The sequence below is a fragment of the Streptomyces sp. genome (assembly GCF_019510245.1).
Taxonomy (GTDB): domain Bacteria; phylum Actinomycetota; class Actinomycetes; order Streptomycetales; family Streptomycetaceae; genus Streptomyces.
Genome location: NZ_JAEKKT010000247.1, coordinates 1 through 11,891 on the forward strand (window position 1 = coordinate 1; position 11,891 = coordinate 11,891).

Sequence of the window (11,891 nt, forward strand, 5' to 3'; positions counted from 1 at the left end):
CCTGGTCCGCGACGCCACCGCCGCCTTCCTCCCCGAGATGATGCACGCGGCCCACGACCTCAACGGCCCCACCTACGCCCACACCATCACCACCACCACCGAACTCACCACCGCATTCGAGGGAGCCCGCGCATGACACCCGCAGGCGGACGCGGCGAACGCGGCCGAGTCCGCCTGCACCCTCGCGGAACCGGCAGCCAGAGGACGCGACGTCCGTCCCGCCGGTAAGACCTGCGACAAGTTGCAGCCCACCGAGCCGACCGAGCCACGGGCGCACCCACCAGCCGCGTGCCCGGCGGTGTCGCCGGGCACGCGCCGGATCCGGCCAGGGGCCGCGCGAGACGGCGCTTCGCGTGGACCGCTGCCGCGGTGCCCGAGCATCCGGCGGCCTCATCGCCCGCCGCGCCTGTGACCCATGCACACGAGGAATCCATGACCCGCGAAGCCACCACCCGCCCGGGCGTGAAACGGGGGACCATCCCCGTCTTCGCCACGGCTACTGCGATCACCGTGTCCAACATCTACTTCACCCAGCCGCTCCTCGACGAGATCGCCCGGGGCTTCCACACCTCGGCGTCGACCGCCGGACTGGTCGCCACGACGGGCCAGATCGGCTACGCGCTGGGCATCGTCGCCATCGTGCCGCTCGCCGACGGCGCCCGGCTTCGGCGGCTGGCCGGTGTGCTGCTGGTGATCACCGCCGTGGCGCTGCTCGCGGGAGCCGCCGCCCCCTCCGTGGCGCTGCTGAGCATCGCCACCCTCATCCTCTCCGCCACCACCGTGCTTCCGCAGGTCATCATGCCGACCGTCGTCTCCATGGCGGCCCCCGGCAACGCCGGCCGGGTCCTCGGAGCGGTGGGAACCGGCCTGACCATGGGAGCCCTCCTCTCGCGCACCGCCGCCGGCCTGATCACCGAGGCCGCCGGAACCTGGCGGGCCGGATACGCCGCCGCCGCCGTGGTCACCGGTGGGCTGCTCCTGGTGCTGCCGCGGTTCATGCCCGCCGACGCTCCCGCACCGGCCGCGGCACAGCGAAGCTACTTCCGTCTGCTGGCCTCGCTCCCCAAGCTCATCACCGAGCACGCGCCGCTGCGGCTCTCGGCCGCGCTGGGAGCGACGGTCTTCGCCGCCTTCTCCGCCTTCTGGTCCTCGCTCGCCTTCCACCTCACGGCTGCCCCGATCTCGCTGGGGCCCTCGGTGATCGGCCTCTTCGGCCTGTTCAGCGTGCCCGGAGCGCTGGCCGCCCGCTACTCGGGGCGGCTTGCCGACCGCTGGGGTACGCCGAAGGTCAACGCCCTGTCCCTGGGATCGGTGCTGCTCGCCTTCGTCCTGTTCGGGTTCGCCGGCCAGTCGTTGGTCACCCTCGCCGTCGGCTGCAACCTGCTCGGCTACGGAACCACCAGCGGCCAGATCGCCAACCAGGCACGCATCTTCGCCGCCCGGTCCGCGAACAAGGCCAGTCTGAACACCGTCTACATCTTCGCGGTGTTCGCGGGCGGCGCCGTCGGATCCGCCGTCGCCGGCGCGATGTTCACCGCGCACGGGTGGGCGGGCGTGGTGGCCACAGGACTGGGCTTCGTGCTGCTCGCGGGCATCGCTCTCGTCTGGTCCGCCGTCAGCGGCGGCCGAACCTCGGTCGGCAAGGCCGAAGATACGGCCGATACGTCCGACGCGGTCGATACACCGGGCGCGCCCGACTGGGCCGACACGCCCGGCACGGCCGACATGGCTGTCACCGCGGGCACCGGCCGGTAGGACCGGCGCGCGGACGGGACGGCCCCCGGACCAGGAGCGGCTGCCCACATCACCATGGATCCCCGGCCGTTCGATCAGCACGGCGGGCACCAGTTGGCGCCGAGCCTGGCGGCAACCCATCCCGGGCCGCAGAAGAACTCTCACAGTTATGTTTTCCGCGGTCCTGCAAGAGGGCCGCTGGCCTCCGGGCCCGGCATGACTGTGTCCGAGGTCCCCGACGACTCCGTGGTCGGGGCGGACGGGCTGTGGCGTCTGATCGACGGACAGCTGACCAGCCCCGAATAGACGCCCGCGGCGCGGCCCCGCGCCCCGCGGCCCCGCGCCACGGGGCCGCAGGCTCTGGAGAACCCGTGGGCGGAACGGTCCCCCTGGCCTTCCCTAGGCCGCGTCCGCCGGCGGGGTCACCGCTGCGGCGCGGGCCCGCCCGACTGCTCGGCCGCGTTGGGAAGCGGGGAAGCGGGGAAGCGGCCGACCATGGACCGTAGTTCGCGGCCGCCGACGTTCGCTCCGAAGGGCTCGGTGCCCGGTTCGAGGGTCACGCCTTCGGCAAGCCGGCCGACGATGACCGGATCGAAGCCGAGGGTGTTCACCAGGTGAGCGACCGCGGCCCGGTCGAACGGGTCGTCCCCGGCGATGGCTATCGCCTTGCGGTCGGGGGCACCGGCGGGCCGGGCCTCGTCCTCGAGGTCGTGGTAGCCCATGTGGTTGAAGGCCTTGACCACCCGGGACCTCGGGAGGAACGCCTGGACGATCTCGCTGGTGGAGGTGTGCGGATCGGTGAGGTCGTCGCGTACCCCGTCGACCTCCCACCAGTAGTTCATGGCGTCGACGACCAGTTCGCCGTGCAGTTCCTCGACCGGGATCCCGCGGTACTTGCTCAGGGGAAGCGCCAGGATCACCAGGTCGGCCAAGGACGCCGCCTCGGCGGCGGTGACCGGGACCGCGCCGGGTGCGAGGACCTCGACGGTGAGGGAGACGTTCTCTGGCGCCCCCGACCCGGCGATCAGCACGCGAAGGCCTGCCGACAGGGCCAGCCGCGCCAGTACGGTGCCCACTTTCCCGGCACCCAGGATGCCTATGGTGCGGATGCCGTGTGCTTCCATTACGTTTCCCTTCACGTCGTCAGCCGGCCAGGATGTCCCGGACCATGGGGATCACCTTCGTGCCGTAGAGCTCGACCGCGCGCAGGCGGGCGCCGACCGGCTGCGGGCCGGCGGTGTACAGAAGGTCGAACCTGCCGACACCGAGTCCCTTCACCGCGCCGGCGATTCTGCGTGCCACCGTCTCGGGCGAGCCGATGTACAGGGAGCCGTGCTCGATCTCGGCCTCGAATTCCTCCCGGCGTACCGGTGCCCAGCCACGCTGTGCACCGATGCGGTCACGCATGAGCCGGTAGCCGGGCCAGAACACCTCCCGGGCCTCTTCGTCGGTGTCGGCGACGAACCCGGGGGAGTGCATGCCCACCGGATGCGCGGTGGTGCCGAACTTCTCCGCCGCGCGCCGGTAGAGGTCCGTGTACGGCAGGAAGCGTTCGTAGGAGCCGCCGATGACGGCGAGCATGAGCGGGAGGCCGTAGCGGGCGGTGCGGATGACCGACTGCGGTGAGCCGCCGACTCCCACCCAGGTGGTCAGCCGCCCCGATTCGGTGGTCGGGAAGACCTCGGTGTTCTCCAGAGGCGCGCGCAGGGTGCCCGACCAGGTGACGGGCTTCTCCTCCAGCAGCCTCGCGAACAGCTCGATCTTCTCCTCGAACAAGGTGTCGTAGTCGCTCAGCTCGTACCCGAACAGCGGGAAGGACTCGGTGAACGAGCCACGTCCGAGGATGACCTCGGCCCGCCCGCCGGAGAGCGCGTCGACCGTCGCGAAGCGCTGGAACACCCGCACGGGGTCGTCGGAGCTGAGTACGGTCACACCGGAGGACAGGCGGATGCGGTCGGTGCGTGTGGCGATGCCGGCGAGAACGGTCTCCGGGGACGACACCGAGTACTCGGAACGGTGGTGCTCGCCCAGCGCGATGACGTCGACGCCGGTCTCGTCCGCGAGGACGGCCTCGGCGACGACCTGCCGTATCGCCCTCGCGTGGGAGACCGGGGCGCCCGAGTCGTCCTGGGGCACGTCGCCGAAGGTGTCCAGGCCGAAAACGATGTCATGCATGGGTGGTCTCCTTGGCGAGCAGTTCCCTGACCCGCGGGGCGACTTCGCGGCCCAGCAGCTCGATCGTGCGGGCCCGGGCCCGGCGAGGCAGGTGCATGATGTCGTACTTGAGGTCGAAGCGGCTCAGGTGCAGGTCGCGGGCGGTCCGCGCGATCTTCTGGGCGACGGTCTCCGGCGAACCGACGAACAGCGCGCCGTGGTCGAGCTCCGCCTTGTAGCGTTCTCGGGTCGGCTTGTAGAAGCCGCGCTCCTCGGCGGCCTGGGCCACGACCGGCTGCCAGTACTCCCACCAGGTCTCAGCCGCCTCCTCGTCGGTGTCGGCGACCAGGCCCAGAGAGTGCTGGCCGATCGGCTGCGGCTCGTGCCCGGCCTGTTGCAGGGCCTCACGGTAGAGGGTGACGAGACCGGCGAAGCGCTGCGGGCGACCGCCGATGATGGCCATCATCATGGGCAGTCCGTAGCCGGCGGCACGGATCACGGAGTGCGGGCTGCCGCCCACGCCGATCCAGGTGGGGATCCCCCCGTCGCGCATCCGGGGACGCGGTTGCTGTTCGGTGAGCGGTGCCCGGAACGCCCCGGACCACGTCACCGACTCCTCCCGCTGGAGGCGCATGAAGAGTTCGAGCTTCTCCTCGAACAGTTCCTCGTAGTCGGCGAGGTCGTAGCCGAACAGCGGGAAGGACTCGGTGGCCGAGGCCCGGCCGAGGACGAGCTGGGCCCGGCCGTTCGACACGGCGTCCAGGGTGGAGAAGTCGTGGTAGAGCCGCACGGGGTCGTTGGTGCTCAGGACGGTCACCGACGTTCCGAGGCGGATGCGGCGGGTGGCGGTGGCGATGGCCGAGAGCAGCACGGGAGCGGCACTGTCGACATGGCCGGGCCGGTAGTGCTCGCCGATGCTGAAGACGTCCAGGCCGCTGGACTCGGCGAGGACGGCCTCCTCGACGAGCAGCCGGACGGTCTCGGCGTCCCCGAGCGTGCGGCCGTCGTCCGTGGCGACCTCGCCGAACGAGTTGAGGCCAATTTCGAAGGTCATGGTCTCCTCCATCGCTGATTCCACAGGGCGCCTGGTCTCGAAGTTATTGATTGACGCAACAAGTATCTTGAGACATGCTTGATGTGTCAATTGATGGGTTGCGAGCGGCGGTGACGTGCGCCGTAGCCCGGCGATGGCCATGCATCCGCCCCCGTTGGCGCATCGATCATAGATCATGTATTTGATTCATCAACTAAGTGAGGTGACCGTCGTGGCCCACGCCACGCAGATGCCGCACGCCGCCGTCCCGGCGTCCGACAGGCGCACGCGGCAGACGATCGTCCGCACCGCCTTGCGGCACACGGCCACGGGCGCGGCGGCGCTCGCGATGCTCCACGCGGCGCTGGTCGGCGCCTCTACCGGCGCCGACCCCTACCCCGACCTCGCCTGGACCGACACCCCGCACGTGATGTCATCCGTCTACATCCTGACACCCTGGCCCCTGACGGCACTGGTCCTGCTCTGGCTGGCACAGCAGCGGCCGGCGGTCTACGCCCGCGCCGCCCTCGCGCTGCTGCTGTCCAGCGCTGCCGGGCTGCTGTACACCTGGTCGGTACCGCTGGAACACCTGTCGGCGCACGAGAGTTCGCTTTTTCGTGAATACCTGGCGATGCCCGGTGCGCTCACGGGCTGGTATCTGATGACGGCCCTGGCCGCGATCACCGCCGTCTCGTCGGTCCGCACCCGCATCGCCGTCATGGTCGCCGCGCTGGGCGGAGTGACGACAGCCGTGCTGACATCCCCTCACCCCGCCTCCGCCGGGGTACTGGCCGCGGTCGTACCGCTCCTGACCTGGTTCGCCGTGGGGCTCCTCACAGACAAGGACCCGGTACGGCCGCGCACCGCGGACGCGTGGGAGCCGGAGGGGCAGGCCGTCGCGCCGCGGCCGCGTGCCCGCGTCCGAGCCCCCGGTACCGCACGGTTGGGGCGGGCGGGCTGACGGCCGTGCACCTCAACGGTGTGATCGAGGCCGCCGGCTGGTGGTCGTACGTCGTGGTGTTCGTGCTGACGGCCAGTGAGACCAGTGCCTTCGTCGGGCTGCTGGTGCCCGGCGAGACGGCCGTCCTCCTCGGCGCCGCGGTCGCCGGCCGGGGCGGACTGAACGTCTTCCTCCTCGCGGCCGTCGTGGTGGCCGGAGCCGTCACCGGTGACAGCCTCGGCTACGCACTGGGCCGCCGGTGCGCGCGCCGCCCCGGCCGGCCACGGCCCCTGGCGGCCCGACGCACCGCACGCGCCCGCGCCTTCCTCGCCCACCACGGCGCGGCCACGGTCCTCACCAGCAAGTTCATCGGTTTCGCCCGGACCTTCGTGCCCTATGCCGCCGGCTCCTCCGGCATGCCCTACCGCCGCTTCCTGGGCTACAGCGCCCTGGCGTCACTGGTCTGGGGCGCCGCGACGGTGACCCTCGGCTATTTCGCCGGAGCGGCCGCCGCCGACTACCTGCGCCCGCCCGGCCCGACCGGTGCCCTGGCGGTCGCCGCCGTCGCCGCACTCGTCCTCGTCGTCGTGAAGGTCTGCACCCACCGACGCCGACGCCGGCCCGTCACGTCGGCGATTGTGGCCTCGGGCGGGCCGGCGAGGACCGCGGTGCGAGGCGCGCAACGCGATTTGACCCACTCACAGGAGAAATGAGTCAGGTAATTCGAGGCCGCGGACCGGGCCGTGGTGCCGCTGGACATCCCCCTGGCCCACGAACCGTCCGTCACCGGTGGAAAGGCCGCCCATCTGGCTCGCGCCGCCGTGGCGGGACTGCCCGTCCTGCCGGGATTCGTCCCGGTGCCCGCAGCGCGGGTGCCCGGCATCCCGACCGGGCCGCAGACAATGACGCCACCTGGCGGACGCCGGCCGGGCCGGGCGGCGGTGGGCGCGGCAGGTCTGCTGCTCGTTCCGCTGCTGTGGTCCGCCCTGGCGGACGCGACCCAGACCCGGCCGGAGCCGCACCCGCCGCCGAGGCCACCACGACGGTGTTCACCGTACAGACACGTGACGGCGACCTGCGGCTGGCCGCCGACGACCTGTGGGCGACCCGCCGCCGGTCGACCGCCGCCCACAACGACGACGCCGGTCTCACCCGGGTGCGCGGAGGCGTCTACGTCGGTGTGCTCCGGCCCGCCCTGCCCCCGCACGACGTGATGCGTCCGCGTGGCTGCGTCGAGCGCGCGGACACCGACCGGGTCACCGCGGTCGTCCTGCGCTGAGCCTCCGGGGCTACGCCGTGAAGTCCGCCGCGTGGTCCCGGGCCCACCGGGTGAAGGTGCGGCCCGGGGTGCCGGTGACGTCCTCGACCGTGGCGGTGATCTCCGGCGGCACGCCCACGGTCTGCGCGAACGAGCCCAGCATCCGTTCGAGCATCGGGGGCGGAACGTGCGCGAAGAGTTCCGCCCCCGCCTCGGCCGGGTCGACCTCGACGAACGTCAGCTCCCGGCCGACGGCTGCACCGATCGCCGCGACCTGCTCGGCGTTGCTGTACGCCTCGGGGCCCGTCAGATGGTGCACCGCGGCCTCGTGGCCCTCGTGGCACGCCGGCGGCGAGGAGACGGTCGACGAGGGCTCGGCCGACGTTGCCGGTCGCGCCGGTCACTGCGATCACGTGTGCTGCCTCCGAAGACTCGGTCGATGATTTCTGGCCACCCGAGCCTAAACGTCGTGTGTGAGATGTCTGCTGGTCAGGGCGGTATGCGGCGCTTCCCGGTGCCCGGCGGGCAGAAGCTCCGGAATGACCATGAACCGCTTCTACCGGTGGATCCGTGTTGATAGTGACAAGCCCTCCGCTGCCACACCCCCGGCGGCGGGATGGGGTCGGCTGCCCTTCAGTGCGCCTTTTGGGCAGCCGCCCCCATGTTCCCGAGGCCACACCCACGTGTGAGGTGTCAGCCGGCCGCGCTGTCCCGGTAGGTCTCCAGGAGTCTGAGCCAGACCTCGCTGATGGTGGGGAATGCGGGGACCGCGTGCCAGAGCCGTTCCAGGGGCACCTCGCCGGTGACGGCGATCGTGGCCGAGTGGAGGAGTTCGCCGACTCCCGGTCCGGCGAACGTGACGCCGGCCACGGTGCCGCGGTCGGTGTCGACCAGCATCCGGGCCCGGCCTTGGTAGTCCTTGGCGTACTGCTGCGCGCCCGCCAGTCGGCCGATCTCGTAGTCGACCACCTCGACCCGGCGTCCGGTGCGCCGTGCTTCGTGGGTGGTGAGGCCGACGGACGCCACTTCGGGGGTGGTGAAGACGACCTGCGGCACGGCGGTGTGGTCGGCCGTCGCGGCATGGGCGCCCCAGCGGGCGTCGTCGAGCGGGGTTCCCAGGGCGCGGGCGGCGATGGCCGCGCCCGCGATCCGGGCCTGGTACTTGCCCTGGTGGGTCATCAGGGCCCGCTGGTTGACGTCGCCGACGGCGTAGAGCCAGCCGTCCGACACGGCGGTCACCCGGCATGTGTCGTCCACCGTGAGCCAGTCGCCCGGGGTGAGGCCGACGCTCTCCAGGCCGACATCGGCGGTGCGCGGCGCACGGCCGGTGGCGAACAGGATCTCGTCGGCGGCCAGTTCCTCGCCGTCGGCCAGGGTGATCCGTACCTCGTCGTCGGCGCCGCCCGCACGTCTCACGGCGGCGACCTCGGTGCCCAGCCGGATGTCGACGCCCGCGTCGCGAAGCCCGCCGGCGACGAGTTCACCGGCGAAGGGTTCCATCCTCGTCAGCAGGCCGGCACCGCGGACCAGCAGGGTCACCCGGGAGCCCAGTGCCTGCCAGGCGGTGGCCAGTTCGACCGCGACCACGCCCGCGCCCACCACGGCGAGACGGCCCGGGACCCGGTCGGCGCCGGTGGCCTCGCGGTTGGTCCACGGCCGTACGGTGTCGAGGCCGGGTATGCCCGGCAGGGCCGTGGTGGTGCCCGTGCACACCGCTACGGCATGCCGTGCGCTCAGCCGGACGGTGCTCCCGTCCGGGGTCCGCACCGACACCTGCCGTGGGCCGGTGAGCCGGCCGTGACCGCGTACGAGGTCGACCGAGACGAAGTCGAGCCAGTCGACCTGGTCCTCGTCCTTCCAGTAGGCGGCCATCCGGTCGCGGTGCGCGAGGACGGCGTCCACGTCCAGCGGGCCCTGCACGGCGGCGGCAAGGCCCGGGACGCGGCAGGCGTCGGCGCGGGCCACCACTGGCCGCAGCAGCGCCTTGCTGGGTTCGCAGGCCCAGAACGAGCATTCGCCGCCGAGCAGTTCGCTTTCGACGATCACCGTGCTGAGCCCGGCGGCACGGGCCCGGTCGGCCACGTTCTCGCCGACCGGACCCGCGCCTATGACGACCACGTCGTAGGTGCGGACGGACTCGTTCATCATTGCTCCTGTCGTTCAAGAAGGGCTCCGGCCTCCGCGCGAGGGCGTCGGCCGGAGCCCGTTTCTCCTCAGCCGCGTCCGGTCGACGGACGCGCCGTCACCGGCCGGGGAGCCGGGTGGTGATCTCCTGCAGCACCCAGCCGTTGCCGTCCGGGTCGCTGAACGCGGCGAACGAGCTGTAGCTGGCGCGCTCCGGGTGCGGGCCGCTGACGCGTCCTTCTTCCGTGCCGCGGTGGAACACGCCGCCGGCGTCGTGGAATACCTCGCTCATCTCGATGCCCCGGCCGACGAGTTCGGCGTGTGCCGCCTCGATGTCCGAGACGGCGAGGTGCAGGCCCTGCACGGACCCGGGTGCGGCGGTGGTGACGCCGGTGCCGAAGAGGATCGAGCACTGTGATCCGGGGGGCGTCAGATGCACCACGCGGTAGGTGTCGTCGGCGACGTAGTCGACGTCGAGACGGAAGCCCGCCTGCTCGTAGAAGGCCTTGGCCCGGTCGACGTCGGAGACGGGCAGCACCAGAACTTCGAGTTTCAGATCCATGTTCGCTTCTTCTGTTCGCGGGTGTGAGGTTTCGCCATGCGTGCGTCACCGGTTGAACCGGTGAGATCATGACACCGGCATGCGTAACCGGTCAAGCAGGTGACGTGAAGGGGTGCTCGGTCGGCCGACGTGGCGGGTGGTGGCGAAGACCGGCGGGGGTCGTGCGGGAGGCGGCAGTCCAGGCCGCAGCGGAGCGGCGATATGTGACGCAAGGTCATGTCGGCGATCACCGCGAGCGAGTCCGCCCTGGCGGCCTCGCCTCAAACGTATATGACGGCTTGACCATGCAATGGAGTACGTTGGTCTAATTCACCTGCTGATCATTTGTGTGCGAGGAGTATGTCACTCCCTGCTTGGCTTTCCCATCGCTTGCGAGGTGTGTCGGCGGCCGCCCGGCCGATGCCCCTCCCGTCGGGTCACCTGGCGGCCCCTCGCAGGCACGGGCAGCGCTGAAGGCGGTCGAGTGCGGCGGAGTGCGAGTGCGGACAGCCCCCGTTTCGTCGGCCGCGAGCGCGAGTTGCTGCGTGTCACCGACGCTCTTCGGCGGCGGCCCGCGCTGGTGATCGTCGAGGGCGAGTCCGGCATCGGCAAGAGCCGCCTGGTACGGGAAGCACTGGCGGCGGTCGCGACGGCCGGCTCGCAAGCCCTGGTGGTGGCCTGCCCGCCGTTCCGTGAGGCGCTGACGCTAGGCCCGGTCGTCGACGCGGTGCGGCAGGCCGTGCGTCTCGACTCCCTCACCGGGTCGGGGCAGGGACTGGCCGAACAGGCGCGCGTGGGCCGAGAGCGCCGACGAGCCGGTCTGCCACCTGGCGGCGTCCCTGCTGTACGCACAGCTCACCGCGGCGGCCGAGGGCGGCGACGAACGTCTGGAGGAGCTGCTGCGGGACATCCGCGAGGAGGGTGAGCGCCGCGGCATCATCGCCGTGTGGCTGGAGTCCGCGGCGGCGCACGCCCGCCTGCGGCTGGCCGCGGCCGACGCCGAACAGGCGGTCGCCCTCACCGAGGACTGTATGCGCCTGATCGCGCTCGTGCGGTCCGCGGCGAACGCCGACGTGGCGGCCGCCGCGGATAGGGGAACCGCCTTTCGCCCCGCCAGTCCGAAGTGGTGCGGCTGCTCCTACGGGGTATGACGAACCGTCAGACAGCCGGTGCGCTGTCGAGGTCCCCGAGTACCGTCGGCGCGCAGCTGAAGTCGGCGATGCGCGAGTACGGAGTGACCACCAGGACAGCGCCGGCCGTGATCGTCAGCCGAGCGGATCGCGACTGAGGTCTTCCTGCACCCGGGCTGCGTCCTCGGCGCCGGGCGCAGGGGTGTCACGGAGTGTCCGTGTCCGCGGTCAGCGGTGCCGCGTCGAGCAGGACGGCCGCCGCGGTCCGGGCGATCGTGGCGGCGGACAGGTCGCGGTCCATCCGGGCCGACTGCCCCGCGCCGTCGTACAGCAGGTGCAGCTGCCGGGCCAGCGCCTCGGGGGTGGCGTAGCCGGACGCCGCGGCGAGTTCGGTGAACAGGCCGCGGATCCAGAGACGGTAGTTGTCCGCGACCTGGCGGATCGAGCTGTCCTCGGCCGTCTCGGCGGTGGCCCGTACGAAGGCACAGCCGTTGTACTCGGGGTCGTTGATCGCCTCGCCCAGGGCGTCGAAGACGCCGAGCAACTGCTCGCGCGGGGTGCGGAAGCGGGTCAGGACCGTGGTGATCCGGTCCCTCATCCGCACGTAGCGCAGCTCGAGGTAGGCGCAGACGAGGCCTTCCTTGCTTCCGAAGGTGTTGTAGAGGGAGGCCTTGGCAACCCCGGCGTGCTCGATGACGCGGTCGATGCCGACGGTCTGCACGCCTTCACCGTAGAAGAGCTCGTTGGCCGCTTCGAGCAGCCGTTCGCGTGCGGACGGCTTGGTCGCGGTTCTCGTCGCCATGGCCACACCCTTTCAGACAGACTTGTTCATTCTAGTGCCGGAGGTTTCCGTCACACCTCGGAGACCTGGGCCACCGGAGTTGCCTCGGACGGGATGTCCTGCGAACGCACCACCGACACCCGCTGCACCGGTTCGACCTGGCGGCCGCGGGCCAGCAGCCCGGCCAGGGCCGCCA

General features: G+C 71.5%; 14 protein-coding genes. 7 read left to right on the forward strand and 7 right to left on the reverse strand.

Features of this window, described 5'->3' with window-relative positions:
- Positions 1-432 precede the first annotated feature (432 nt).
- Positions 433-1,755 carry an MFS transporter gene (locus JF597_RS47500; protein ID WP_294011650.1) on the forward strand — a complete coding sequence of 441 codons (1,323 nt, stop codon included), beginning with the start codon at positions 433-435 and terminating at the stop codon, positions 1,753-1,755.
- 401 nt (positions 1,756-2,156) lie between these two features.
- Here JF597_RS47500 and JF597_RS47505 read toward each other — a convergent pair whose 3' ends face one another.
- From JF597_RS47505 to JF597_RS47515, 3 genes are read right to left on the reverse strand one after another with little or no spacing between them, the layout of a single operon-like run.
- Positions 2,157-2,858, reverse strand: a complete 702-nt coding sequence (locus tag JF597_RS47505) for an NAD(P)-binding domain-containing protein (RefSeq protein ID WP_294011652.1) — start codon at positions 2,856-2,858, stop codon at positions 2,157-2,159.
- 19 nt (positions 2,859-2,877) lie between these two features.
- Positions 2,878-3,909, reverse strand: coding sequence for an LLM class flavin-dependent oxidoreductase (locus tag JF597_RS47510; protein WP_294011654.1), 1,032 nt, complete (start codon positions 3,907-3,909; stop codon positions 2,878-2,880).
- Entirely contained in the window at positions 3,902-4,942 is a 1,041-nt protein-coding gene (locus JF597_RS47515; protein ID WP_294011656.1) for an LLM class flavin-dependent oxidoreductase, read from the reverse strand. Before JF597_RS47515 ends, JF597_RS47510 begins: the two co-directional genes overlap by 8 nt.
- A gap of 211 nt (positions 4,943-5,153) precedes the next feature.
- Here JF597_RS47515 and JF597_RS47520 point away from each other — a divergent pair, with 211 nt between their 5' ends.
- The 3 genes from JF597_RS47520 (at position 5,154) to JF597_RS47530 (ending at position 7,140) form a co-directional block, all read left to right on the forward strand.
- Complete coding sequence (locus JF597_RS47520) at positions 5,154-5,882, forward strand: hypothetical protein (RefSeq protein ID WP_294011658.1); 729 nt, start codon at positions 5,154-5,156, stop codon at positions 5,880-5,882.
- Positions 5,883-5,887: 5 nt separating this feature from the next.
- Positions 5,888-6,574, forward strand: coding sequence for a DedA family protein (locus JF597_RS47525; protein ID WP_294011660.1), 687 nt, complete (start codon positions 5,888-5,890; stop codon positions 6,572-6,574).
- Positions 6,575-6,837: 263 nt separating this feature from the next.
- On the forward strand, positions 6,838-7,140 hold the full coding sequence (locus JF597_RS47530) for a hypothetical protein (protein WP_294011662.1): 303 nt from the start codon (positions 6,838-6,840) through the stop codon (positions 7,138-7,140).
- Between the two features lie 10 nt (positions 7,141-7,150).
- Here the strand turns inward: JF597_RS47530 and JF597_RS47535 are convergent, their stop codons facing one another.
- The 3 genes from JF597_RS47535 to JF597_RS47545 all read right to left on the reverse strand — a co-directional run bounded on the left by JF597_RS47535 (position 7,151) and on the right by JF597_RS47545 (position 9,805).
- Positions 7,151-7,438, reverse strand: a complete 288-nt coding sequence (locus tag JF597_RS47535; protein ID WP_294011664.1) for a hypothetical protein — start codon at positions 7,436-7,438, stop codon at positions 7,151-7,153.
- Between the two features lie 374 nt (positions 7,439-7,812).
- A complete protein-coding gene (locus JF597_RS47540; RefSeq protein ID WP_294011676.1) occupies positions 7,813-9,264 on the reverse strand; it encodes an NAD(P)/FAD-dependent oxidoreductase in 1,452 nt (483 codons plus the stop codon).
- 97 nt (positions 9,265-9,361) lie between these two features.
- Complete coding sequence (locus JF597_RS47545) at positions 9,362-9,805, reverse strand: VOC family protein (RefSeq protein ID WP_294011666.1); 444 nt, start codon at positions 9,803-9,805, stop codon at positions 9,362-9,364.
- A gap of 289 nt (positions 9,806-10,094) precedes the next feature.
- Between JF597_RS47545 and JF597_RS47550 the strand changes: the two genes are divergently transcribed.
- From JF597_RS47550 to JF597_RS47560, 3 genes are read left to right on the forward strand one after another with little or no spacing between them, the layout of a single operon-like run.
- Positions 10,095-10,709 (forward strand): AAA family ATPase, encoded by a 615-nt coding sequence (locus JF597_RS47550; protein ID WP_294011668.1) that lies wholly within the window; start codon positions 10,095-10,097, stop codon positions 10,707-10,709.
- A gap of 19 nt (positions 10,710-10,728) precedes the next feature.
- On the forward strand, positions 10,729-10,935 hold the full coding sequence (locus JF597_RS47555) for a hypothetical protein (RefSeq protein ID WP_294011670.1): 207 nt from the start codon (positions 10,729-10,731) through the stop codon (positions 10,933-10,935).
- Entirely contained in the window at positions 10,932-11,072 is a 141-nt protein-coding gene (locus JF597_RS47560; RefSeq protein ID WP_294011672.1) for a hypothetical protein, read from the forward strand. The genes JF597_RS47555 and JF597_RS47560 overlap by 4 nt, the downstream gene beginning before the upstream one ends.
- Before the next feature lie 47 nt (positions 11,073-11,119).
- On the opposite strand, the gene JF597_RS47565 is transcribed toward JF597_RS47560, so the two are convergent.
- Positions 11,120-11,716, reverse strand: coding sequence for a TetR/AcrR family transcriptional regulator (locus JF597_RS47565; RefSeq protein WP_294011674.1), 597 nt, complete (start codon positions 11,714-11,716; stop codon positions 11,120-11,122).
- Positions 11,717-11,891: the final 175 nt, after the last annotated feature.